We start from the raw sequence: 23,996 nt of genomic DNA on the forward strand, positions 1-23,996 counted from the left end.
CGCCGTGGGAGACCGGCGAGACAGCGCACACACCGCCGGGCCGCGGGCCGGGCTGGACAAGCAGCCGGTCGACGTCGCCGCCATGTTCGACCGGGTCGCCCGGCGCTACGACCTCACCAACACGGTGCTCTCCGCCGGCCGCGACGCCTCCTGGCGCCGGGCCACCCGGGAGGCCCTGGGCGCCCGGCCGGGCCAGACCGTGCTCGACGTCGCGGCCGGGACGGCGGTGTCGACCGTGGAGCTGGCCCGCGGCGGCGTGCGGGCGATCGCCTGCGACTTCTCCCAGGGCATGCTGCGCGCCGGCGCCGCCCGGCCGGTGCCCAAGGTGGCCGGGGACGCGATGGCGCTGCCGCTGGCCGACGAGAGCGTCGACGGCGTGGTCATCTCCTTCGGCCTGCGCAACGTCGCCGACCCCGACGCCGCGCTGCGCGAGTTCGCCCGGGTGACCCGCCCCGGCGGGACGCTGGTGGTCTGCGAGTTCTCCAACCCCACCTGGGCGCCGTTCCGCACCGTCTACACCGAGTACCTGGTGCGGGCCCTGCCGCGGATCGCCCGCGCGGTGAGCAGCAACCCCGACGCCTACGTCTACCTCGCCGAGTCGATCCGGGCCTGGCCCGACCAGCCGGCGCTCGCCGCGCGGCTGCAGGCGGCCGGGTGGGCCGACGTGGCCTGGCGCGACCTCACCGGCGGCGTCGTCGCGCTGCACCGCGGCCGCAGGCCGCACACCTGACCCCGGTCACCGGAAAGGACCCTCCTGCCCCCCACCACTCGCAGGCTCGTGGCGGGGTCCTGCAGGAGGGCCGGCGGCGAGCCTCTGGACGGGGCCGACCGGTGAGGGCGGGGTCCTTTGCGGAACTGTGACGCGCGAGTTCGGTCCGTCACTTGTCACCGACGTCACGGATCGGCATACAGTGGGGACCGGCAGACTTTGTGAAGCAATTCACAAGGTCTGCCGGGGAACTCGAGCCGAGGGGGCCGCGGTGCAGCAGGGAGACCGGCGGGCCGACGTGCTGGTCGTCGGCGCCGGTCCCGCGGGCTCGTCGGCCGCCTGGCACCTGGCGCGGGCGGGCCTCGACGTCGCCGTCCTGGAGAAGGCCCGGTTCCCGCGGGAGAAGGTCTGCGGCGACGGGCTGACCCCGCGCGGGGTGAAGGCGCTGGCCGACATGGGCGTGGACACCACCGGCTGGGTCCGGCACCGGGGCCTGCGGGTCACCGGCGGCGGCCAGGTCGTCGAGGTCGACTGGCCGCAGCTGCGCTCGTGGCCGTCCCACGGCCTGATCCGCAACCGCCGCGACCTCGACGCCGGGCTCGCCGCGCACGCCCGGGGAGCCGGTGCGCGGGTGGTGGAGGACGTCACGGTCACCGCGCCGCTGCTCGACGACGCCGGCCGCGTCGCCGGGGTGCACGCCGAGGAGGGCCCCGACCGGGAGCCGGCCACCTGGCGCGCGCCGCTGGTCGTCTCGGCCGAGGGGCTGTCCGGTCGGCTGGGCAAGGCGCTGGGGCTCCTCCGGCGGGAGGACCGGCCGCTCGGGGTCGCCGTCCGCCGGTACGTCGCGTCCCCCCGCACGGACGACGACTACCTCGACATCTCCTTCGACCTGTCCGCCTCCGGCCCGAGCGCGGACTCCATGCCCGGCTACGGCTGGGCGTTCGGCATGGGCGACGGCACGAGCAACGTCGGCTTCGGACTGCTCGACCGCCGCCGGAGCACCGGCGCCGAGCCGCGGGCGGTGCTGCGGGAGTGGCTGGCGACGCTGCCGCCGGAGTGGCAGCTGGGCGAGGAGCACGCGGTCACCCCGCTGCGCGGCGCCGGCCTGCCGATGGCCCTGCACCGCCGGCCGGCCTACACCCGCGGCCTGCTCCTCGCCGGGGACGCCGCGGGCACGGTCAACCCGTTCAACGGCGAGGGCATCAGCTACGCCCTGGAGACCGGCCGCATGGCCGCCGAGGCCGCCGCCCGCGCGCTGGCGCTGCCGGAGGGCCCTTCGCGCGAGGCGGCGCTGCGCCGCCACCCGGTCCGGCTGCGCGAGGAGTACGGCCGGCACCACCGGCTGGGCACGGTGTTCCTCGCCCTGCTGGCCCGCCCCGACCTGGTCCGCTTCGCCACCGCGCACGGGTTGAAGCGACCCGGCATGGTGGCCGCGGCGCTCAAGCTCATGGGCAACCTCTCCGACGGGCGGGACGGCGACCGGTTCGACCGTGCCGTCGCCGTCCTGACCCGGCTGGCCCCGGCGGTCTGACATGGGTCCGACTCCCGCCACCGCGAGGTGCTGCTGATGCTGTCGATGTACGTCCCGATCGTCGGGCTGTTCGCACTGGCCGCGGCCTTCGCGCTGTTCTCGGTGGCGATCGCCCCGTACGTGGGCCCCCGCCGCTACAACCGGGCCAAGCTCGCCGCCTACGAGTGCGGCATCGAGCCGGTGGACCAGCCGCTCACCGGGGGCCGCTTCCCGGTCAAGTACTACCTGACCGCGATGCTGTTCATCGTCTTCGACATCGAGATCGTCTTCCTCTACCCGTGGGCCGTCGACAACGACGCGCTCGGCGTGTTCGGGCTGGTCGAGATGGTCGTCTTCATCGGCACCGTGTTCCTCGCCTACGCCTACGTGTGGCGTCGCGGCGGGCTCGAGTGGGACTGAGGAGCAACCCATGGGACTCGAGGAGAAGCTGCCCAGCGGCGTCCTGCTGACCACGGTGGAGAAGGTGGTCAACTGGACCCGCAAGTCCTCGCTGTGGCCGGCCACCTTCGGGCTGGCCTGCTGCGCGATCGAGATGATGGCCACCGGCGCCGGCCGCTACGACCTGGCCCGGTTCGGCATGGAGGTCTTCCGCGCCTCCCCGCGGCAGGCCGACCTGATGATCGTCGCCGGCCGGGTGAGCCAGAAGATGGCGCCGGTCCTGCGCCAGATCTACGACCAGATGCCCGAGCCCCGCTGGGTGCTGGCGATGGGCGTGTGCGCCAGTTCCGGCGGCATGTTCAACAACTACGCGATCGTGCAGGGCGTCGACCACGTGGTGCCGGTGGACATGTACCTGCCCGGCTGCCCGCCGCGGCCGGAGATGCTCACCGACGCCATCCTCAAGCTGCACCACAAGATCATGAACGAGCCGCTGGGGCCGCGGCGGGCCCGGCAGCTGGAGCAGGCGCGGGCCGACGGGACGGCGAAGGACCTGCACGTCGAGATGCCCTCCACCGTGCGGGTGGACAAGGCGGCCCGGGCGGCTTACGAGCGGGCCGCGGCCGAGCGGCGCACCGGCCAGTTCGCCATCGAGCAGCGCGGCGGCAACGCCGTCCTGCTGCCGGAGCCCCACGTCTGGAGCGACCGGTGACCGGCCCGGGGGACCGCAGCGGATCGGACGCCGCGCGGGGCGTGACGGCCCCGGGCGGGGGGTTCCGCAAGGGCGCCTTCGGCGTCACCGGCAGCGGCGACACCTCCGGCTTCGGCGGGCTGGTCCGCGTCGAGCCCGGCGGCGCGGTCGCGCTGCACTCCACCGAGCGCCCGTACGGCGGGTACTTCGACGAGGTCACCGACGCGCTGGTCGAGGCCGTCGGGCAGGCCACCTACGACGCCGCCGTCCACCGCGTGCTGGTCGACCGCGGGGAGATCACCTACTTCGTCGCCCGCGAGCACCTGCTCCCCCTCGTGCAGGCCCTCCGGGACGACGAGGCGCTGCGCTTCGAGCTGTGCAGCAGCGTCTCCGGGGTCGACTACGAGGACAGCGGCGGCCCGGCGGCGACCCCCGGCCGGCCGCGGCTGCACGTCGTCTACCACCTGACCTCGATGACCTACCGGCGGCGCATCCGGCTGGAGGTCGCGGTGACCGCCGAGGACCCGCACGTCCCCTCGGTCACGGGCGTCTACCCGACGGCGGACTGGCAGGAGCGGGAGACCTGGGACATGTTCGGCGTCGTCTTCGACGGCCACCCGGCGCTCACCCGGATCCTCATGCCCGACGACTGGGACGGCCACCCGCAGCGCAAGGACTACCCGCTCGGCGGCGTCCCGGTCGAGTACCACGACGCCACCATCCCCCCGCCCGACACGCGCAGGAGCTACCGGTGAGCCCGGGCCTGCAGTCCGGCGGTCCCCACGTCGCCGCGACCCGCCGGAGCCACCGATGAGCACCACGTACGACCCGGTCGACCCCTACGCCGGCTCCTACGACACCACCGAGGGCCGCGTCTACACCGTCACCGGCGGCGACTGGGACCAGACCCTCGGCGCCGAGGCCTACGGCGAGGAGCGGCTGGTCGTCAACATGGGCCCGCAGCACCCCTCCACCCACGGGGTGCTGCGGCTGGTGCTCGACCTCGAGGGCGAGACGGTCACCAAGGCCCGGGTGGTCATCGGCTACCTGCACACCGGCATCGAGAAGAACACCGAGTACCGCACCTGGACGCAGGGCACGACGTTCGTGACGCGGATGGACTACCTGTCCCCGCTGTACAACGAGGCCGGCTACTGCCTGGCGGTCGAGAAGCTGCTCGGCGTCGAGGCGCCGCAGCGGGCGCAGACCATCCGCGTGCTGGTCATGGAGCTCAACCGGATCGCCTCCCACCTGGTCGCGCTGGCCACCTTCGGCATGGAGATGGGCGCGCTCACCGGCATGACCAACGGCTTCCGGGAGCGGGAGCTCGTGCTCGACCTGCTCGAGGAGATCACCGGCCTGCGGATGAACCACGCCTACATCCGCCCCGGCGGGCTGGCGCAGGACCTCCCCGAGGGCGCGGTCGAGCACATCCGCGAGTTCCTCGCGGTCATGCCCGCGCGGGTGGCCGACTTCCACAAGCTGCTCACCGGCCAGCCGATCTGGCAGCGGCGCCTGAAGGACGCCGGCTACCTCGACGTCACCGGCTGCGTCGCGCTCGGCGTCACCGGGCCGGTGCTGCGCGCCGCCGGCCTGCCGTGGGACCTGCGCAAGGTCGAGCCCTACCTGGGCTACCAGACCTACGACTTCGAGGTGCCCACCGCCGACACCTGCGACGCGTGGGGCCGCTACCTGGTCCGCATGGCCGAGGTCAACGAGTCGCTGAAGATCGTCGAGCAGGCGCTCGACCGGCTCGAGCCGGGCCCGGTGATGGTCGAGGACAAGAAGATCGCCTGGCCCGCGCAGCTCTCCCTCGGCCCCGACGGCATGGGCAACTCCCTCGACCACGTCCGGCACATCATGGGCCAGTCGATGGAGGCCCTGATCCACCACTTCAAGCTGGTCACCGAGGGCTTCCGGGTGCCGGCCGGCCAGGTGTACGTGCCGGTCGAGTCCCCGCGCGGCGAGCTCGGCTACCACGTGGTCAGCGACGGGGGTACCCGGCCGTGGCGGGTGCACGTGCGCGACCCCAGCTTCGTCAACCTGCAGGCGACGGCGGCGATGAGCGAGGGCGGCATGATCGCCGACGTCATCGCGGCCATCGCCTCCCTAGACCCGGTGATGGGGGGTTGTGACAGGTGAGTGAGCATCGTAGGGAGCGCCAGCGACCGAGGAGCGGAGCGAACCTGGAACAGCTCCAGTGCGATCGGGGGTGCGATCGATGAGCGCGCTTCCCGGGTCGGCCGAGGGGACGGCGGTCACCGGGCTGGACTCCAGTCCCGTCGAGCCCGCACCCGCCGACCTGCCGCCGCTGACCGAGCGGACGCGAGCGGAGGCGCGGGAGATCATCGCCCGCTACCCGCAGCCGCGCTCGGCGCTGCTGCCCATGCTGCACCTGGTGCAGAGCTACCAGGGCTACGTCTCGCCCGAGGGCGTGGCGCTGTGCGCCGAGGAGCTGGGGCTGACCAAGGCCGAGGTCGGCGCGGTCGCCACCTTCTACACGATGTACAAGCGGCGGCCCACCGGCCGGCACCTGGTCAGCGTCTGCACCAACACCCTGTGCGCCGTCCTCGGTGGGCAGCGGATCTTCGACGCGCTCGGCCGGGACCTCGGCGTCCACCACGACGAGACCGCTGCCGACGGTTCGGTCACCCTCGAGCACGCCGAGTGCCTGGCCGCCTGCGACTACGCACCGGTGGTCACCGTCGACTACGAGTTCTACGACCAGCAGGACGTCGACAGCGCCCGCGCCCTGGTCGCGGCCCTGCGCCGCGGGGAGAAGCCGCACCCCACCCGGGGTGCGCCGCTGACCGACTTCCGGGGGATCTCCCGCCAGCTGGCCGGGTTCGACCAGTACGGCGGCGAGGCCGCGCGGCAGGCGGCGGTCGACGCTCCCGGCGAGATCGGGCCGACCCTGGCCGGCCTGCGGCTGGCCGCCGAGCGCGGCGAGTCGGCCCCGCCGATGCCCGGACGGCCGCCTGCGGACGAGGCCGAGCCGGCCGGGACAGAGCCCGCGGAGACCGTCGCGCCGTCCGGCCGCACGGGCGAGACCCCGGAGGCCGAGGCCGCCGACGCCCGCGTCGCCGCCGCCGACAACCCCGCCGAGCGGGCCGGCGCCGCGCAGACCCACCCCGACGAGGGCGCCGAGTACGGGCAGCCGCGGGGCCGGCAGCGGGCCGGCACCCAGACCCCGCCCACGCGCAACCCCGGAGCCTCCGGGCAGGGCACCTCCGTCGAGAAGGAGACCTGACATGCCCCTCGCTCCCGTGCTCACCGCCCGCTGGGCCGAGCCGCGGTCCTGGCGGCTGGCCAGCTACGAACAGCACGACGGCTACACCGCGCTGCGCACCGCTGTGTCCATGGGCCCCGACGAGCTGGTCGCCCTGGTCAAGGACTCCGGCCTGCGCGGCCGCGGCGGCGCCGGCTTCCCGACCGGCATGAAGTGGAGCTTCATCCCGCAGCCCAAGCCGGGGGAGACGCCCACCGGCCCGGCGGCGATGCCCAAGTACCTGGTGGTCAACGCCGACGAAGGAGAGCCGGGCACCTGCAAGGACCTCCCGCTGATGATGGCCGACCCGCACTCCCTGGTGGAGGGGGTCGTCATCGCCGCGTACGCGATCCGCTCCCACCTGGCGGTGATCTACGTCCGCGGCGAGGCGGTGCACGCCCACCGCCGGCTGGTCGAGGCCGTCCGGGAGGCCTACGCGGCCGGCTACCTCGGCCGCGACGTCCTCGGCTCCGGCTACGACCTGGAGCTGGTCGTGCACGCCGGGGCCGGCGCCTACATCTGCGGGGAGGAGACCGCGCTGCTGGACTCCCTGGAGGGCTACCGGGGGCAGCCGCGCCTGAAGCCCCCGTTCCCCGCCGTCGCCGGCCTCTACGGCGCGCCGACGGTGATCAACAACGTGGAGACGCTGGCCAGCGTGCCGTTCGTGGTCCGCGGCGGGTCGGACTGGTTCAAGGAGATGGGTCCGGAGAAGTCGCCGGGCCCGAAGATCTACTCGCTGTCGGGCCGCGTCGTCCGGCCCGGCCAGTACGAGGCCCCCATGGGGACGACGATGCGCGAGCTGCTGGAGATGGCCGGCGGCGTCCGCCCCGGGCACCAGCTCAAGTTCTGGACGCCCGGCGGCTCCTCGACGCCGTACTTCACGGCCGATCACCTCGACGTCCCGCTGGACTTCGACTCGGTGGCCGCCGCCGGCTCCATGCTCGGCACCACCGCGCTCATGGTCTTCGACGAGACCGACTCGATCGTCGAGGCCACCCTGCGGTTCACCGAGTTCTACGCGCACGAGAGCTGCGGCAAGTGCACTCCCTGCCGCGAGGGCACCTACTGGCTGGTCCAGATCCTCGAGCGGCTGGTGCACGGTCGGGGGACGGCGGCCGACCTGGACCTGCTCACCGACACCTGCGACAACATCCTGGGCCGCTCCTTCTGCGCCCTCGGTGACGGTGCGACCAGCTGCATCGCCAGCTCGCTGAAGTACTTCCGCGACGACTACGTCGCCCTGCTGCCCCCGGAGGAGCAGGCCCGCCTGGGCCGCAGCCTCCCGATCGAGCCCGTCACGGTGGGAGCCGCCTGACATGACCACCCCCCAGCCGGCGCCGGCCGCCGTCCCCGCGGTCCCGGGCCCGCACACGCCACCCGACGCCGTCCACTGCACCATCGACGGCTTCGACGTCGCCGTGCCCAAGGGGACGCTGATCATCCGGGCCGCGGAGATGGTCGGCATCCAGATCCCCCGGTTCTGCGACCACCCGCTGCTCGAGCCGGTCGGCGCCTGCCGGCAGTGCCTGGTCGAGGTCGAGGGGCAGCGCAAGCCGGTCGCCTCCTGCACCATGCCGGTCACCGACGGGATGGCGGTGAAGACCCAGCTCACCAGCCCGGTCGCGGACAAGGCGCAGCAGGGCACGATGGAGCTGCTGCTGATCAACCACCCGCTGGACTGCCCGGTGTGCGACAAGGGCGGCGAGTGCCCGCTGCAGAACCAGGCGATGAGCAACGGCCGCACCGAGAGCCGGTTCGTCGACGTCAAGCGGACCTACCCCAAGCCGCTGCCGATCAGTGCTGAGATCCTGCTCGACCGCGAGCGCTGCGTGCTCTGCGCCCGTTGCACCCGCTTCTCCCAGCAGATCGCCGGCGACCCGTTCATCGAGCTGTTCGAGCGCGGCGCGCTGGAGCAGGTGGCGGTCTACGAGGACGAGCCGTTCTCCTCCTACTTCTCCGGCAACACCACGCAGATCTGCCCGGTCGGCGCGCTGACCAGCGCCCAGTACCGGTTCCGCTCCCGCCCGTTCGACCTGCGCAGCGAGCCCAGCGTCTGCGAGCACTGCGCCTCCGGCTGCGCCCAGCGCACCGACTACCGCCGCGGCCGGGTGCTGCGCCGTCTGGCGGGGGAGGACCCGGCGGTCAACGAGGAGTGGAACTGCGACAAGGGCCGCTTCGCCTTCCGCTACGCCACGGCCAACGACCGGCTGACCACGCCGCTGGTCCGCCGGGACGGCGTGCTCGAGCCCGCGTCCTGGCCGGAGGCGTGGGCCGCGGCGGCCGAAGGCCTGCGCGCCGCGCGGGACGCCGGTGGCGTCGGGGTGCTGCCCGGCGGCCGGCTGACCGTCGAGGACGCCTACGCCTACGCCAAGTTCGCCCGGGTCGCACTCGGCACCAACGACGTCGACGCCCGTGCCCGCGCTCATTCGCCCGAGGAGCTGGCCTTCCTCACCGCGCACGTCGCCGGCACCGGCCCGTGGAACGGCGCGGTCACCTACGCCGACCTCGCCGCCGCCCCGGCGGTGCTGCTGGCCGGGTTCGAGCCGGAGGAGGAGTCGCCGATCGTCTTCCTGCGGCTGCGCCGGGCCGTGCGCAAGAACCGGCTGGCCGTCTTCGACCTGGCCCCGTTCACCACCCGCGCCGCCGAGAAGCTGCAGGCCACCGTGCTGACCACGCTGCCCGGCACCGAGGCCCGGTCCCTGGCGGCCCTGGCCGAGGGCACCTGGGGCGGTCCGGCGGTCGAGGCGCTGCGCACACCCGGCGCGGTGGTGCTCGCCGGCGAGCGGCTGGCCGAGGTGCCCGGCGCGTTCTCGGCGCTGTCCGCGCTGGCCGCCGCCACCGGGGCCCGCCTGGCCTGGGTGCCGCGCCGGGCCGGGGAGCGCGGCGCGGTCGAGGCCGGCGCGCTGCCCACCCTGCTGCCCGGCGGGCGCCCGGTCACCGACGCCGGAGCCCGCGTCCAGGTCGCCGCCGCCTGGGGGGTCGCCGACCTGCCGCCCACCCCCGGCCGCGACACCACCGGCATCCTCACCGCCGCCGCGCACGGCGAGCTCTCCGGCCTGCTGGTCGGCGGGGTCGACCCGGCCGACCTGCCCGACCCGCGGCTGGCCGAGGCGGCCCTGGGCCGCGCCGGCTTCGTGGTCAGCCTGGAGCTGCTCCCGAGCGCGGTCACCGCGCACGCCGACGTCGTCCTGCCGGTGGCCGCCGCCGCGGAGAAGGCCGGCGGCTACCTGGACTGGGAGGGCCGGCTGCGCTCCTTCGACGCCACCCTGCACGGCACCGGGCAACTGCCCGACGGCCGGGTGCTGCAGGGGCTGGCCGACGAGCTGGACGTCGACCTGCGGCTGCCCGGCCCCGAGGCCGCGCGCGCCGAGCTCGCCGCCCTCGGCGTCGTGGCCGAGCGCCCGCCGGTCACCGGTCTCGACGTCGCCCCGCCGGCCGCCCCGCGGCTCGCCGAGGACGAGGCGGTGCTCGCCTCCTGGCGGCAGCTGCTCGACGTCGGCACCCTGCAGCGCGACGAACCCGAGCTGGCCGGCACCGCCCACCCCGCGGTCGCCCGCATCGGCAAGGACGCCGCCCGGCGCCTCGGCCTGGCCGACGGCGACCGGCTCACCGTCGAGGGCGAGATGGGACACGTGACGCTGCCCGTGCTGGTCACCGAGATGCCCGACCAGGTGGTCTGGCTGCCGATGCGCTCGCCCGGCAGCGAGCTGCGGACCCGGTTGGGCACCCCACCCGGCGGCGTCGTCACGCTCTGCACCGCGGAGGGAACCGCATGACCCCGTTCGTCGCGGCCGACCAGCCCACCCTCGAGGACTTCGGGCACGACGTCTGGTGGATCGTGCTCATCAAGATCGTCGGCGTCTTCGCCGTCCTCGTGCTGATGACGCTGTTCGCCATCGTCTTCGAGCGCAAGGTCGTCGCCCGGATGCAGCAGCGGATCGGCCCCAACCGGGTCGGCCCGCGCGGCTCCCTGCAGAGCCTCGCCGACGGGCTGAAGCTGGCGTTCAAGGAAGACATCATGCCGGCGCTGGCGGACAAGCCGGTCTACTTCCTGGCCCCGTGCCTGGCCGCCGTGCCCGCGTTCCTGGCCTTCTCGGTCATCCCGCTGGGCCCCATCGTCAGCATCTTCGGGCAGCGCACCCCGCTGCAGCTCACCGACGCCCCCATCGGTGTGCTGGTGGTCCTGGCCTGCTCGGCGATGGGCGTCTACGGCATCGTGCTCGGCGGCTGGGCGTCGGGCTCGACCTACCCGCTGCTGGGGTCCCTGCGCAGCGCCGCGCAGATGGTCAGCTACGAGATCGCGATGGGGCTGTCGATCGTCGCGGTGTTCCTCTACGCCGGCTCGATGTCGACCTCGGAGATCGTCGCCGCCCAGGCCGACGGCAACCGGGTGTCGTTCTTCGGGCTGGAGTTCACCGGCCCGAGCTGGTTCGCGATCCTGCTGCCGGTCTCCTTCGTCATCTACGTCATCGCCGTGGTGGGGGAGACCAACCGGGCGCCGTTCGACCTGCCCGAGGCCGAGAGCGAGCTGGTCGGCGGCTTCCACACCGAGTACTCGTCGCTGAAGTTCGCCCTGTTCTTCCTCGCCGAGTACATCAACATGGTCACCGTCTCGGCCCTGGCCGCGACGCTGTTCCTCGGCGGCTGGCGAGCGCCGTGGCCGATCTCGATCTGGGACGGCGCCAACTCCGGCTGGTGGCCGCTGCTGTGGTTCTTCCTCAAGGTCGTGGCCGCGCTGTTCGTCTTCATCTGGCTGCGCGGCACGCTGCCCCGGCTGCGCTACGACCAGTTCATGCGCTTCGGCTGGAAGGTACTGGTGCCCACCGCGCTGGTGTGGATCCTCGCCGTGGCCACCATGCGCACCGTCGCCCGCGAGGCCGACCTGTCCACCGGCGAGGTCGCGCTGTTCGTCGGCGTCCCCGTCGCGCTGCTGGTCCTCGCCGGCCTGCTCGTCGCCAGCCGGGCCACCAACCGGGCCACCCGGGTCGCCGCGACCCGCGCTGCCGCCGGGTCGATCCACCCGACCGAGGCGGAGCCCGAGGTCCTGCCCCCCGTCGGCCCGCGCCGCCGGCCGGCCCGGGCCGGCGGCCCCAGCCGGGCCGAGGGCGGCTTCCCCGTCCCGCCCATGGACTTGCGGGTCCCCCCGTCGCCGCGGCTGGGCCGCCGGGAGCCGGTGGCGCCGGACGGCGCCGTGGTGAGCACCGGACGGCGCAGCGGCGCCGTCGTCGAGGAGGACGTCGATGTCTGAGCAGCACCCGCCGGCTCCGGGCTCGACCCGGGCCTCCGGCGGCGAGGTCGCCCGCCGCGAGCGCGACGCGGCGCCGGCCAAGCGCACCAGTCGGCTGCCCGGCCCCGGACAGGGCTTCGGGGTCACCTTCGCGCAGATGTTCCGCAAGGTGACCACCGAGCAGTACCCGTTCGAGCCGAAGGTGACCAAGCCGCGCTACCACGGCCGGCACGTGCTCAACCGGCACCCCGACGGGCTGGAGAAGTGCGTCGGCTGCGAGCTGTGCGCCTGGGCCTGCCCGGCCGACGCCATCTACGTCGAGGGCGGGGACAACACCGAGGACGCGCGCTACTCGCCCGGTGAGCGGTACGGGCGCGTCTACCAGATCAACTACCTGCGCTGCATCTTCTGCGGGCTGTGCATCGAGGCCTGCCCGACCCGCTCGCTGACCATGAGCAACGACTTCGAGCTGGCCGACGACAACCGGGCCGACCTGATCTACACCAAGGAGCAGCTCATGGCCCCGCTGCTGCCCGGCATGGAGGCCCCGCCGCACCCGATGCGGCTCGGCGACGACGAGCGTGACTACTACGTGCGGACGCCGGATTCCACCTCGCCCGCCGAGGCCGTCGGGGTGGCGCGGGTGGGTGGAGACCGGGCGGGTGGAGACCGGGTGGGTGGAGACACAGCCGTGGAGCAGCCGTGAACGACGTCGCCATCGGCACCGGCGAGGCCGTCGTCTTCTGGATCCTGGGGCCCATCGCCCTGGCCGGGGCCCTGGGCATGGTGCTCTCCCGCAACGCCGTCCACTCGGCGCTGTGGCTGGTCAACACGATGCTGGCGCTGGGCGTCTTCTACGTCGTCCAGGAGGCGCCGTTCCTCGGCGCGGTGCAGATCATCGTCTACACCGGCGCGATCATGATCCTCTTCCTGTTCGTGCTCATGCTGGTGGGCCGCGACTCCTCCGACTCGGTGGTGGAGACCCTGCGCGGGCAGCGGGTGGCCGCCATCGTGCTCGGCATCGGCTTCGCCGGGCTGGTCGGCGCGGGCATCGCCCGGGCCACCCAGGACCTCCCGGTCACCGGCCTGGCCGCCGTGCAGGGTGGGGACACCAGCAACATCCAGGCCATCGCCCGGCTGCTGTTCACCCGCTACCTGCTCGCCTTCGAGGTGACCAGCGCGCTGCTCATCACCGCCGCCGTGGGGGCCATGGTGCTCGCCCACATCGAGCGCGATCCCGGCACCCGGCGCACCCAGCGGGAGCTCTCGCGCGCCCGGTTCCTCACCGACCGGCCGCAGACCCTCCCGGGCCCCGGCGTGTACGCGCGCGGCAACTCCGTCGCCGCCCCCGCCCTGCTGCCCGACGGCCGGCTCGCCGAGGACAGCTTCGCCACCGGCATCGAACCCCAGGAGGTCGAGCAGATGCCGCGCCCCACCGGCCGCGCCCAGCTCGGCACCCCCGACGACGCCCTGGGCACCCTCGACCCCGCACCCGAGCGGGGGCAGCGGTGAGCCTCACGAACTACCTGGTGCTCGCCGCGATCCTGTTCACCATCGGCGCGGTCGGCGTGCTGGTGCGGCGCAACGCGATCGTCGTCTTCATGTGCATCGAGCTGATGCTCAACTCGGTGAACCTCACGCTGGTCACCTTCGCCCGGGCCAGCGGCACCGTCGACGGCCAGATCATGGCGTTCTTCGTGATGGTCGTCGCCGCGGCCGAGGTCGTCGTCGGCCTGGCGATCATCATGTCCATCTACCGGACCCGCCGCTCGGCCTCGGTCGACGACGCCAGCCTGCTGAAGTACTAGAGAAGGACCCCGTCCTCCCCACCCCTCGCAGGCTCGGGGCGGGACCCGGGACGGGGCCACGACGGCCGACCGACTGATGCGGAGAACCGGTGCCTGAGTTGTCGCCCGCCGACGGGCTGATCGCCTCGTCCTGGCTGCTGATCGCGCTGCCGCTGGCCGGCGCCGCCGTCCTGCTGCTCGGCGGCCGGCGCACCGACCGGTGGGGCCACCTGCTGGGCGTGGCCACGGTGGTCTCGGCGTTCGTGCTCGGCCTGCTGTGCACCGTGCAGCTCGACGGCCGGGCGGTGGACGTCGACCTGTTCACCTTCGTCTCGGTCGGCTCGCTGGACGTGCGGGCCGGGCTGCTGTTCGACCCGCTGTCGGCGGTCTTCGTGCTGCTGATCACCGGCGTGGGCGCGCTCATCCACGTCTACTCGGTCGGCTACATGGCGCACGACCCGCACCGGCGCCGCTTCTTCGCCTACCTCAACCTCTTCGTCGCGGCGATGCTGCTGCTCGTCCTCGGCGACAACTACGTGGCCCTCTACGTCGGCTGGGAGGGTGTGGGCCTGGCCTCCTACCTGCTCATCGCGTTCTGGTACGAGCGCCCCGCGGCGGCCACCGCCGCGAAGAAGGCGTTCGTCATGAACCGGGTCGGCGACGTCGGGCTGGCGCTGGCGATCTTCGTCCTGTTCGCGCAGCTGGGCACCGTCTCCTACGCCGGCGTGTTCGGCTCGGTCGGCCTGCTGACCGGCGGCACGGTCACCGCGATCGGCCTGCTGCTCCTGCTCGGCGCGTGCGGCAAGTCCGGCCAGTTCCCGCTGCAGGCCTGGCTGCCCGACGCCATGGAGGGCCCCACCCCGGTCTCGGCGCTCATCCACGCCGCCACCATGGTCACCGCCGGCGTGTACCTCATCGCCCGCAGCGCGCCGATCTACGACCTGACACCGGCCGCGCGGGCCGCCGTCCTCGCCGTCGGCGCGATCACGCTCACCATCGGTGCCGTCGCCGGCTGCGCCCAGGACGACGTCAAGAAGGTGCTGGCCTACTCGACGGTCAGCCAGATCGGCTACATGTTCCTGGCCGTCGGCCTCGGGCCGATCGGCTACGTCGCCGGGCTGGCGCACCTGCTCACCCACGGCTTCTTCAAGGCCGGGCTCTTCCTCGGCGCCGGCTCGGTCATGCACGCCATGGACGACTCGGTGGACATGCGCCGCTTCGGCGGGCTGGCCTCCCGGATGAAGACCACCTTCGTCACCTTCGGGCTGGGCTACCTGGCGCTGATCGGCTTCCCGTTCCTCTCCGGCTTCTACACCAAGGACGCGATCATCGAGGCCGCGTTCGACCGGGGCGACGGCTGGGGCTCCCTGCTCGGCTGGGTCGCCGTCCTCGCCGCCGGGCTCACCGCCTTCTACATGACCCGGCTGATGCTGATGACCTTCGCCGGCCGGCCCCGCTGGGAGCCCGGCGTCCACCCGCACGAGTCGCCGCCGGTCATGACGGTCCCGATGGTGCTGCTCGCCGTCGGGTCGGTGCTGGCCGGCTTCCTGCTGGTGGTGGCGTTCCCGCTGGAGGAGTGGTTGGCGCCGGTCTTCGGGGCGCCGACGGAGGCCGAGCACGTGGTCGCGCCGCTGACGGTGAGCCTGCTGGTCACCGCGGCCATGGTGCTCGGCGTCCTCGCCGCGTGGGTGTTCGTCGGCCGCCGCGAGGTGCCGGTGACCGCGCCGGTGCGGGTCTCGCCGGTGACCCGGGCCGCCCGCCGCGCGCTCTACGCCGACACGGTCAACGAGTCGCTGTTCATGCGGCCCGGCCAGTGGCTGACCCGCGCGCTGGTCTTCATCGACAACCGCGGGGTGGACGGCGCGGTGAACGGCCTGGCCGCGACGCTGGGCGGCTCGTCGTCCCGCCTCGGCCGCGCCCAGACCGGCTTCGTCCGCTCCTACGCGCTGTCGATGCTCGGCGGCGCCGTCGTCGTCGCCGGAGTGCTGCTGGCGGTGACGGTGGGATGAGCGGCGGGACGAGCGGTGCCGTCCGGCCGGCTCTCCCGGGCGGGAGCGCACCGGTGCCGGCGAGCAGGGTCCCCACCGACCGAGAGGCGACGTCGTGACCGACTTCCCGTGGCTGCTGTCGATGATCGTGGTCCCGGCGATCGGCGCGGCCGCCGTCGCCGCGCTGCCCCGGGACCGCGAGGCGCTCGCCAAGCAGCTCGCCCTCGGCGTCAGCCTGCTCGTGCTCGTGCTGGCGGTCCTCGCGACGGTCGCCTTCGACGCGGGCGGCGACCGGTTCCAGCTGACCACCTCGGTGGCCTGGATCCCCGACTTCGGCGTCGACTTCGCCCTCGGCGTCGACGGCATCGCCCTGGTCATGCTGCTGCTGATCGGCGTGCTGATGCCGGTGGTCGTCCTCGCCTCCTGGCGGGAAACCGCGCCCGGACGGCGGTCGGTGCGGGCCTTCTTCGCCTGGCTGCTGCTGCTCGAGTCGCTGATGGTCGGCGTCTTCGCCGCGACCGACGTCTTCCTGTTCTACGTCTTCTTCGAGGCGATGCTCGTCCCGATGTACTTCCTGATCGGCAGCTTCGGCGGGCCGCGCCGGCAGTACGCGGCGGTCAAGTTCTTCCTCTACAGCCTGGTCGGCGGGCTGGTCATGCTGGCCGCGGTCATCGGGCTGTACGTGGTCAGCAGCGGCGAGCTGGGCGAGGGCACCTTCGCCTTCGACGCGCTGCGGCAGATCGACATCGACCCGGGCGTGCAGAAGCTGCTGTTCCTCGGCTTCTTCGTCGCGTTCGCGATCAAGGCGCCGCTGGTGCCGTTCCACACCTGGCTGCCCGACTCCGGTGCCGAGGCGCCGATCGGCGGGGCGGTGCTGCTGGTCGGCGTCCTGGACAAGGTCGGCACGTTCGGGTTCATCCGCTACTGCCTGCCGCTGTTCCCCGACGCCTCCCGCGACCTGGCGCCGTTCGTGCTCGTGCTGGCCGTCGCCGGCATCCTCTACGCCGCGCTGCTGGCGATGGGGCAGAGCGACATGAAACGGCTGGTGTCCTACACCTCGATCGCGCACTTCGGCTTCATCGCGCTGGGCATCTTCGCCTTCACCACCGAGGCCGGGACCGGCGCGGTGCTGTACATGGTCAACCACGGCATCTCGACCGGGCTGCTCTTCCTCGCCGTGGGCATGCTCATCGCGCGCGGCGGGTCGCGGCAGGTCAGCGACTACGGCGGTGTGGCCAGCCAGGCCCCGGTGCTGGCCGGGGTCCTCCTCGTCGCGGGGCTGGCCTCGCTCGCCCTGCCAGGCACCAACAGCTTCGTCAGCGAGTTCCTCGTGCTGATCGGCTCGTTCCCGACCCGGCCGGTGTTCACCGTCCTGGCGACCGTGGGCATCATCCTCGCCGCGCTGTACGTGCTGATCCTCTACCAGCGCACCATGCACGGCCCGCCGCGCGGGGTCCTCCTCGACGAACCCGAGCCGTCCGAGACGCTCGAGCCCGCCGTCTCCGGTGGCGGTGGCGCGTCCGCCGCGACCGCGACGGTCACCGCCCCCGCGCCGCCGGCCGTCCCGCGGCTGCGGGTGCCCGACCTGGGCCGCCGCGAGCTGGCCGTCGCGGTCCCGATGGTCGCGCTGATCATCGCGCTGGGGTTCTACCCGCAGCCGCTGGTCCGCCTGATCGAGCCGGCGGTCGCCGCCACGATGGTCGACGTGGGAGCCGACCCGGCCGGCGTCCAGCCCGCCACCACCGACGTCGAGGGGGCCGACTGATGGTCCAGGCTCCCGAGATCTCCCTCGCGGCCCTCGCCCCGCTGCTGTTCGTCCTGGGTGCTGCCTGCGTCGGCGTCCTCGTCGAGGCCTTCGGACCGCCGGAGGGCCGGCACCGCGTCCAGGTCGCCGTCGCCCTCGTCGGCACCCTCGGCGGCCTGGTCACCAGCCTGCTGCTCGCCGGGGAGCGCCAGGTCACCGCCGGCGGCGCCCTGGCCGTCGACGGCCCGGCGGTCTTCCTGCAGGCCACCATCGCCGGCCTCGGCGCGCTGTCGGTCCTGCTGTTCGCCGAGCGCTCGCTCGACCCCGCCCGCTCGGCGTTCGTCGCCGCCGCGGCCGTGCCCGCGGGCAGCCCGCGCGACCGCGAGCTGATGACCTCCTCGCGGGTGCAGACCGAGGTCTACCCGCTGACCGGTTTCGCCGTCGGCGGCATGATGCTCTTCGTCGCGGCCAACGACCTGCTGGTCATGTTCGTCGCGCTCGAGGTGCTCAGCCTGCCGCTGTACCTGATCAGCGGGCTGGCCCGCCGCCGTCGGCTGCTGTCGCAGGAGGCGGCGGTCAAGTACTTCCTGCTGGGCGCCTTCGCCTCGGCGTTCTTCCTCTACGGCCTCGCGCTGGTCTACGGCGCCACCGGCAGCGTCCGGCTGGCCGACATCCGGGCGGCCGCCGCCGTCGGCGGCACCGACCTGCTGCTGGTGCTGGGCCTGGCCCTGCTCGTCGTGGGGCTGATGTTCAAGGCCAGCGTGGCGCCCTTCCACGCCTGGACGCCGGACGTCTACCAGGGCGCGCCCACCCCGGTCACCGCCTTCATGGCCGCCTGCACCAAGGTCGCCGCGTTCGGGGCCATCCTGCGGCTGCTCTACGTCGCCTTCGGCACCAGCGAGTGGACCTGGCGGCCGCTGGTCTACGGCATCGCGATCGTCTCGATGGTCGTCGGCGCCGTCCTCGGCCTCACCCAGACCGACCTCAAGCGGATGCTCGCCTACTCCTCGATCGCGCACGCCGGGTTCCTGCTCACCGGGGTGCTCGGCCTGAACGGCGGTGCGGACGCCGCCGGCTCCGGGCTCGGCGCGACGATGTTCTACCTCCTGGCCTACGGGCTCACCACGCTCGGCGCCTTCGCGGTGCTGACCCTGGTGCGCGACGGCGCCGGCGAGGCCACCCACCTGTCGCGGTGGGCCGGGCTGGCCCGGCGCTCACCGCTCACCGCCGCGGTGATGGCCCTGTTCCTCCTGGCCCTGGCCGGCATCCCGCTCACCAGCGGGTTCACCGCCAAGTTCGCCGTCTTCCGGGCCGCGATCGACGCCGGTGCCTGGCCGCTGGTCGTGGTGGCGCTGCTGGCCAGCGCGGTGGCGGCGTTCTTCTACCTGCGCGTCATCGTGCTCATGTACTTCGCCGAGCCCGTGGTCGACGGCCCCACGGTCGGTGTCCCGGGCCTGCCGACCACCATCGTCCTCGCGGTGACGGTCACCGCGACCGTCGTCCTGGGGATCGCGCCCGGGGCGGTGCTCGACGTAGCCGAGCGGGCCGCTATCTTCGTCGGTTGATGACCGGAGCCAGCGCCGCCGTCGGCGGGGACACCCCGACCGCCACCTGGCAGCCGATCTCGACCCCCGCCTCCTCGATCGGGCCGTGGCTTCCCGACGGTGACCTGGGAGTCCGCCTCGCCGCGGGCCTGACCCGCGTCGAGGGTGTGCTGCGCGCCGCCGTCGGCAGCGAGCACACCTTCATCGCGGAGGCCGCCGGTCACCTGGTGGCCGCCGGCGGCAAGCGGTTCCGGCCGCTGCTCACGCTGCTCGCCGCCGAGCTGGGCGACCCGCTCGCGCCGGGGGTGACCGAGGCCGCCGTCGTCTGCGAGCTGACCCACCTGGCCACGCTCTACCACGACGACGTCATGGACGAGGCCGCCGTCCGCCGGGGGGCGCCGAGCGCCAACAGCCGGTGGTCGAACAGCATCGCGATCCTCACCGGCGACTTCCTGTTCGCCCGCGCCTCCGACTTGCTGGCCGACCTCGGCCCCGAGGCGGTGCGGATCCAGGCGCGCACCTTCGAGCGGCTGGTCACCGGGCAGATCCGGGAGACCGTCGGCGCCCGGCCCGGCGACGACCCGGTGGCCCACCACCTCGGGGTCCTGGCCGACAAGACCGGCTCCCTGGTGGCCACCTCCGCCCGCTTCGGCGCCTCCTTCGCCGGGGTCGACGACGAGCTCGTGGTCGCGCTGACCGCGTTCGGCGAGGAGGTAGGGGTCGCCTTCCAGCTCTCCGACGACCTGCTCGACATCGTCAGCGAGGGCGGCGCCTCCGGGAAGTCGCCGGGCACCGACCTGCGCGAGGGCATCGCCACGCTGCCGGCGCTGTTCGCGCTCGCCGGCGACGACCCGGCCGAGCAGCGGCTGCGGGAGCTGGTGTCCGGGCCGATCACCGACGACGCCGAGCACGCCGAGGCGCTGGATCTGCTGCGGTCCTCCGCGGCCCTGCAGCGTGCCACCGGGGTGCTGCGCGAGTACGCCGACCGGGCGCGGGCGCGGCTGTCCGCCGTTCCGCAGGGGCCGGTCCACGAGGCTCTGTCGGCGCTGTGCGAGTACGTCGTCAGGCGCACCAGCTGAGCACCCCCATGCCCCCCACCGGGCAAGGACCCCGAGAAGGACCCCGTCCTCCCCACCGCTCGGAAGAGGACCCCCCTGCCCCCCGCCACTCGGAGGAGGACCCTCTCCCCGAGCCCTTCGTCGAAGGACCTCCTCCCCACCCCTCGGGGAAGGACCCCTTTCCCCCCACTGCTCGCAGGCTCGCACCAGGCCCCCTCCGGGCGTGCCCTGAGCGTGCGAAGGGCTCGGGGAGGGGGTCCTTCTGCCTGCAGAGGGGCCGGCGGTGCCCTGGACGGGGCCGGCGGCGGGGCTGCACGGGCGCCGGGGCCCTGCTGCTCGGTGCGTGGCTGCTCGGCGCGTGCGGCCCGGCGGCGCCGCCGGCCCCCGACGCCGCGACCCCGACCCCGGCTCCGACCCCGACTGTGCCCGCGACGTCCGTGCCGACGCTCGACGTCACGGTGATCGCCGACGGCCTGGACCACCCCTGGGACGTTGCGCAGGCCCCCGACGGCACCCTGCTGCTCGACGAGCGGGACGGCGGCCTGACCGCGGTGCTGCCCGACGGCACGGTGCAGGAGGTCGCCGCCGACTTCGCCGACCTGTTCGCCACGGGGGAGACCGGGCTGATGGGGCTGGTGCTCGACCCGGCGTTCGCGCAGAACCGGCGCTTCTACACCTGCCAGGGCCGCGAGGACGACGACGGCCGGTCCGTCGCGGTGGTCGCCTGGACCGTCGACGGGGCCTGGCGCGCCGCCACCCGGGTCGCCGACCCGCTGCTCGACGGCATCCCGGTCAACGAGCGCATCGGTCGGCACGGCGGCTGCCGGCTGCGCGTCGACCCCACCGGTGCCCTGCTGGTGAGCACCGGCGACGCGGCCGACCCGGACACCGCGCAGGACCTGGGCACGCTCGCCGGGAAGGTGCTCCGGGTCGACCCGGCCACCGGGAGCCCGGCCGCCGGCAACCCGTTCGCCGACCGGCCGGGAGCCGACCCCCGCATCTGGACCTACGGGCACCGCAACGTGCAGGGGCTGGCCGTCCGTCCCGGTTCCGGCCAGGTGTACGCCGCCGAGCACGGCCCCGACCGGGACGACGAGGTGACCGTGCTCCGTCCGGGCGGCAACGGCGGCTTCGCCCCCCACGGTCCCGGCTACGGCGAGTACGTCCCGATGACCGACCCCGCGCTGCCCGACGTCCTGTCGGCCACCTGGGCCTCGGGGGCGCCGACCATCGCCCCCTCGGGTGCCACCTTCCTCGACGGGGACCGGTGGGGCGCCTACGACGGGCTGCTGCTGCTCGGCCTGCTCAAGGGACGAGGGGTGCTGGCCCTGCGGGTCGCCGACGACGGCACCCTGCTCGAGCAGTTCCGGCTGCCCGAGTTCGAAGGGACCCACGGCCGCATCCGCACGGTGCAGCTGGGCGGCGACGGCGCCCTGTACGTCACGACCGACGACGGCGGGGACGCCGACGTGCTGCTGAGGGTGACGTCCCGGCCGTGACCACGAGGTCGCGGCCCGGTGTCGCCCTGCGAGGCGCGCCGACGACTGGGGCCCGCAGGATCCCCGAGGAGCAGGACGACCCCGTCCTCCCCACCCCTCGCAAGCTCGGGGCGGGGCCCGGGACGAGGCCTGGGCTCAGCGCGCGTCGGGGACGGCACCTGGCCGCGGTCCTCGTCCGGAGGACGACAGTGTCACCGTCACAGCACCCGGTCGCGCACCCGGGCCGGCACCGGGGTGCCCGGCGGGAGCAGCGGATCCGAGTCCGGCTCGCCGACCACGGTGCGCAGCGGCAGCACCCCCGCCCACACCGGGGCGGTCAGGTCCCGCTCGTCGTCGCCGGGCGGGCCGGTGCGCACCTTGACGCTCGCCTCGGTCAGGTCGAGCGTGAGCAGGGCGGTCGCGGCGAGCTCCCGGCGGTCGGGTCGCCGGGTCGCCGTCCAGGAGCCGGGCGCCAGGTGCTCGGTGAGCACCTCCAGCCCGAGCAGCCGCTCGGCCGGGTCGGTGACCGGCCGGGCGACCCCGTGGACGACGGCGCAGCGGTAGTTCATCAAGTGGTGAAAGGCCGAGCGGGCGTACACGATCCCGTCGACGTGGGTCACGGTGAAGCAGACCGGCGCCCCGGCGGCCGCGGCCCGCAGGGAGGCCGCCCCGGTGGAGCCGTGCAGGTAGAGGGTGTCGCCGCGCCGCCCGTAGCCGGTGGGCAGCACCACCGGCGCGTCGCCCAGCACGACGCCCAGGTGTCCGACCAGGCCGGCGTCGAGGACGGCGTACAGCTCGGCGCGGTCGGTCCGGGCGCGCCTGGCGCCGCGGCGGACGGTGCTGCGGGGGGTGGGGGACAGCGGGGGAGCGGGGTGCACGGTCCCCACCCTGCCCGACCCGGTGGCCTCCCCGAAGAGCCAATACGCTGCCTTCCCGGCAGGCCACTGGAGGTGTCGGGATGGTCGACGTCCCACCGGTCGTGCTCGACCGGACCTCGCGGACGCCGCTGTCGGTGCAACTGGCCGACGCGCTGCGGGCCGCGGCCGCGGCCGGCGTGCTGCGCCCCGGCGACCGGCTGCCCTCGACCCGCGAGCTCGCCGGCGCGCTCCGGGTGAGTCGCACGGTCACGGCGGCCGCCTACGACCAGCTGCTCGCCGAAGGCTGGGCGGACGGACGTCGCGGCGTGGGCACCTTCGTCGTCGGCGCGGCCGCCGCGGCCCGGACCACCCCGGCCGTCCGGCGGCCGTCGGCCCGGGCGACCACCCCCGGAACCGACCTGCGGGCCGGCACCCCGTGCCTGGAGGTGCTGGACCGGGCCGCGTGGCGGCGCGCCTGGCGCGCCGCCGGCGACGCGCCCCCGGACGCCGGCCCCGAGCCGGCCGCCGACCCGGCCTTCGCGCGGGCGGTGACCGACCACCTGCTCCGGCACCGCGGGCTGCCCGCCGCGCCCGAGGACGTGCTGGCCACCGCGGGGACCTCGGCGGCGGTCACCGAGGTCGCCGGACTGCTGCCGCGCGGCAGCCGGGTCGGCGTGGAGGACCCCGGCTACCAGCGGGTCGTCGGCGCGCTGCGGGACGGCGGCGTCGACGTGGTGCCGCTGCCCGTGGACCGCGACGGGCTGGTGGTCGACGCGGTGCCTCCCGGCCTCGCGGCGGTGTACTGCACGCCGGCGCACCAGTTCCCGCTCGGCCGGCGGCTGTCCGCGGCCCGGCGGGTCGCCCTGGTCGCCCGGGCCCGCGCCGAGGGCTGGTGGGTGCTGGAGGACGACTACGACGGCGAGCTGCGCTACGACGTGGCGCCCCTGCCCCTGCTGGGTGCGCTCGGCCCGGACGTCGTGGTGCACCTGGGCACCACCAGCAAGATCGTCAGCCCGACGCTCGGCGTGGGCTGGCTGATCGCCCCGCCCGAGCTGCGCACCGCCCTCGTGGCCCGGCGGACGGCGACCGGCGCCCGGCCCGCCCGGGCGGGGCAGCGGGTGTTCACCGCGCTGGCCGGCAGCGGCGACCTGGCCAGGCACCTGCGCCGGCTGCGCCGTGAGCTCGCCGGCCGGCGTGCGGAGGTGCTGGCGGCGGTGGCCGCAGGCGGGGCGCACGCGGAGGGCGACCCGGCCGGTGCCCACGTCCTGGTGCCGTTGCCCGACCCGGCCACCGAGGAGGCGGTCGTCGCCGCCGCGGCCGCGCGGGGCGTCGTGGTCGACGGGCTCGGGCGGCACCGGACCGGCTCCGCGCCGTCCCACCCCGGGGGCGGCCTGGTCGTGGGGTTCGCCGCTCCGACCCGCACCCATCTCCGCCGGGCCCTGCCCGTGCTCACCGCGGCGCTGCGGGATGCCCTGCGCTGAGACCACCACCGGTTCCGACGCAGCCGCGAACGGCGCGCGCCCGGGGGACGGCTCCTGGCCGCGGTGTCGGTCCCTGTGAGTGGGGGGCCGGAGGCTCCCCCGAGCAGGGACGGGGGCGTGGGGCTCCACGGCGGCGGGGGACGGCTCCTGGCCGCGGTGTCGGTCCCTGTGAGTGGGGGGCCGGAGGCTCCCCCGAGCAGGGACGGGGGCGTGGGGCTCCACGGCGGCGGGGGACGGCTCCTGGCCGCGGTGTCG

Annotated in this window: 19 protein-coding genes and 1 pseudogene; 19 read left to right on the forward strand and 1 reads right to left on the reverse strand. The window is 74.5% G+C overall.

The genetic code is table 11. The features are described 5' to 3' along the window. Positions 1-4: 4 nt before the first annotated feature. From DQ238_RS20670 to DQ238_RS20755, 18 genes and pseudogenes are all read left to right on the forward strand, one after another. Positions 5-730, forward strand: coding sequence for a demethylmenaquinone methyltransferase (locus tag DQ238_RS20670; protein ID WP_113783134.1), 726 nt, complete (start codon positions 5-7; stop codon positions 728-730). A gap of 250 nt (positions 731-980) precedes the next feature. Further along, complete coding sequence (locus DQ238_RS20675; protein WP_113783135.1) at positions 981-2,240, forward strand: geranylgeranyl reductase family protein; 1,260 nt, start codon at positions 981-983, stop codon at positions 2,238-2,240. 39 nt (positions 2,241-2,279) lie between these two features. Then, positions 2,280-2,639, forward strand: coding sequence for an NADH-quinone oxidoreductase subunit A (locus DQ238_RS20680; protein WP_113783154.1), 360 nt, complete (start codon positions 2,280-2,282; stop codon positions 2,637-2,639). A gap of 10 nt (positions 2,640-2,649) precedes the next feature. Then, a pseudogene (locus DQ238_RS20685) lies at positions 2,650-3,147 on the forward strand (NADH-quinone oxidoreductase subunit B family protein); the annotation flags it as partial. A gap of 179 nt (positions 3,148-3,326) precedes the next feature. Next, a complete protein-coding gene (locus tag DQ238_RS20690; RefSeq protein WP_113783137.1) occupies positions 3,327-4,064 on the forward strand; it encodes an NADH-quinone oxidoreductase subunit C in 738 nt (245 codons plus the stop codon). 55 nt (positions 4,065-4,119) lie between these two features. Beyond that, positions 4,120-5,451: an NADH-quinone oxidoreductase subunit D gene (locus DQ238_RS20695; RefSeq protein WP_113783138.1), complete on the forward strand. Its 1,332-nt coding sequence runs from the start codon at positions 4,120-4,122 to the stop codon at positions 5,449-5,451. A gap of 79 nt (positions 5,452-5,530) precedes the next feature. Then, the gene (gene nuoE / locus DQ238_RS20700) at positions 5,531-6,559 is read left to right on the forward strand and encodes an NADH-quinone oxidoreductase subunit NuoE (protein ID WP_113783139.1); all 1,029 of its coding nucleotides are present in this window, start codon (positions 5,531-5,533) and stop codon (positions 6,557-6,559) included. Position 6,560: 1 nt separating this feature from the next. After that, on the forward strand, positions 6,561-7,892 hold the full coding sequence (gene nuoF, locus DQ238_RS20705; RefSeq protein ID WP_113783140.1) for an NADH-quinone oxidoreductase subunit NuoF: 1,332 nt from the start codon (positions 6,561-6,563) through the stop codon (positions 7,890-7,892). A gap of 1 nt (position 7,893) precedes the next feature. Further along, on the forward strand, positions 7,894-10,353 hold the full coding sequence (locus DQ238_RS20710; protein ID WP_113783141.1) for an NADH-quinone oxidoreductase subunit G: 2,460 nt from the start codon (positions 7,894-7,896) through the stop codon (positions 10,351-10,353). Next, complete coding sequence (nuoH, locus tag DQ238_RS20715) at positions 10,350-11,825, forward strand: NADH-quinone oxidoreductase subunit NuoH (RefSeq protein ID WP_113783142.1); 1,476 nt, start codon at positions 10,350-10,352, stop codon at positions 11,823-11,825. Before DQ238_RS20710 ends, nuoH begins: the two co-directional genes overlap by 4 nt. Then, the gene (gene nuoI / locus DQ238_RS20720) at positions 11,818-12,510 is read left to right on the forward strand and encodes an NADH-quinone oxidoreductase subunit NuoI (RefSeq protein WP_233496147.1); all 693 of its coding nucleotides are present in this window, start codon (positions 11,818-11,820) and stop codon (positions 12,508-12,510) included. The genes nuoH and nuoI overlap by 8 nt, the downstream gene beginning before the upstream one ends. After that, positions 12,507-13,316, forward strand: coding sequence for an NADH-quinone oxidoreductase subunit J (locus DQ238_RS20725; RefSeq protein ID WP_113783143.1), 810 nt, complete (start codon positions 12,507-12,509; stop codon positions 13,314-13,316). Before nuoI ends, DQ238_RS20725 begins: the two co-directional genes overlap by 4 nt. Further along, on the forward strand, positions 13,313-13,612 hold the full coding sequence (nuoK, locus tag DQ238_RS20730; RefSeq protein ID WP_113783144.1) for an NADH-quinone oxidoreductase subunit NuoK: 300 nt from the start codon (positions 13,313-13,315) through the stop codon (positions 13,610-13,612). Before DQ238_RS20725 ends, nuoK begins: the two co-directional genes overlap by 4 nt. A gap of 89 nt (positions 13,613-13,701) precedes the next feature. Then, positions 13,702-15,600, forward strand: coding sequence for an NADH-quinone oxidoreductase subunit L (nuoL, locus tag DQ238_RS20735; RefSeq protein ID WP_233496148.1), 1,899 nt, complete (start codon positions 13,702-13,704; stop codon positions 15,598-15,600). A gap of 94 nt (positions 15,601-15,694) precedes the next feature. Next, entirely contained in the window at positions 15,695-17,344 is a 1,650-nt protein-coding gene (locus DQ238_RS20740) for an NADH-quinone oxidoreductase subunit M (RefSeq protein WP_113783145.1), read from the forward strand. Beyond that, positions 17,344-18,888 (forward strand): NADH-quinone oxidoreductase subunit NuoN, encoded by a 1,545-nt coding sequence (gene nuoN / locus DQ238_RS20745; protein ID WP_113783146.1) that lies wholly within the window; start codon positions 17,344-17,346, stop codon positions 18,886-18,888. The genes DQ238_RS20740 and nuoN overlap by 1 nt, the downstream gene beginning before the upstream one ends. Continuing rightward, positions 18,888-19,946 (forward strand): polyprenyl synthetase family protein, encoded by a 1,059-nt coding sequence (locus DQ238_RS20750; protein WP_113783147.1) that lies wholly within the window; start codon positions 18,888-18,890, stop codon positions 19,944-19,946. The genes nuoN and DQ238_RS20750 overlap by 1 nt, the downstream gene beginning before the upstream one ends. A 416-nt stretch (positions 19,947-20,362) precedes the next feature. Then, positions 20,363-21,424 carry a sorbosone dehydrogenase family protein gene (locus tag DQ238_RS20755; RefSeq protein WP_233496149.1) on the forward strand — a complete coding sequence of 354 codons (1,062 nt, stop codon included), beginning with the start codon at positions 20,363-20,365 and terminating at the stop codon, positions 21,422-21,424. 197 nt (positions 21,425-21,621) lie between these two features. Here DQ238_RS20755 and DQ238_RS20760 read toward each other — a convergent pair whose 3' ends face one another. Next, a complete protein-coding gene (locus DQ238_RS20760; protein ID WP_113783157.1) occupies positions 21,622-22,281 on the reverse strand; it encodes a pyridoxamine 5'-phosphate oxidase family protein in 660 nt (219 codons plus the stop codon). An 80-nt stretch (positions 22,282-22,361) separates the two neighbouring features. On the opposite strand from DQ238_RS20760, the gene DQ238_RS20765 reads away from it, so the two are divergent. Beyond that, positions 22,362-23,741 (forward strand): PLP-dependent aminotransferase family protein, encoded by a 1,380-nt coding sequence (locus tag DQ238_RS20765; protein WP_113783149.1) that lies wholly within the window; start codon positions 22,362-22,364, stop codon positions 23,739-23,741. Positions 23,742-23,996: the final 255 nt, after the last annotated feature.

This window comes from Geodermatophilus sp. TF02-6 (assembly GCF_003319115.1).
Lineage (GTDB): Bacteria > Actinomycetota > Actinomycetes > Mycobacteriales > Geodermatophilaceae > Geodermatophilus.

What these genes read in the sequence shown, in the direction of transcription:
- DQ238_RS20695 (WP_113783138.1), top strand. Translation starts at nt 4,120, where the DNA reads ATGAGCACCACGTACGACCCGGTCGACCCCTACGCCGGCTCCTACGAC.
- nuoE (WP_113783139.1), top strand. Translation starts at nt 5,531, where the DNA reads ATGAGCGCGCTTCCCGGGTCGGCCGAGGGGACGGCGGTCACCGGGCTG.
- nuoF (WP_113783140.1), top strand. Translation starts at nt 6,561, where the DNA reads ATGCCCCTCGCTCCCGTGCTCACCGCCCGCTGGGCCGAGCCGCGGTCC.
- DQ238_RS20710 (WP_113783141.1), top strand. Translation starts at nt 7,894, where the DNA reads ATGACCACCCCCCAGCCGGCGCCGGCCGCCGTCCCCGCGGTCCCGGGC.
- nuoH (WP_113783142.1), top strand. Translation starts at nt 10,350, where the DNA reads ATGACCCCGTTCGTCGCGGCCGACCAGCCCACCCTCGAGGACTTCGGG.
- nuoI (WP_233496147.1), top strand. Translation starts at nt 11,818, where the DNA reads ATGTCTGAGCAGCACCCGCCGGCTCCGGGCTCGACCCGGGCCTCCGGC.
- nuoN (WP_113783146.1), top strand. Translation starts at nt 17,344, where the DNA reads ATGGTCCAGGCTCCCGAGATCTCCCTCGCGGCCCTCGCCCCGCTGCTG.
- DQ238_RS20750 (WP_113783147.1), top strand. Translation starts at nt 18,888, where the DNA reads ATGACCGGAGCCAGCGCCGCCGTCGGCGGGGACACCCCGACCGCCACC.
- DQ238_RS20765 (WP_113783149.1), top strand. Translation starts at nt 22,362, where the DNA reads ATGGTCGACGTCCCACCGGTCGTGCTCGACCGGACCTCGCGGACGCCG.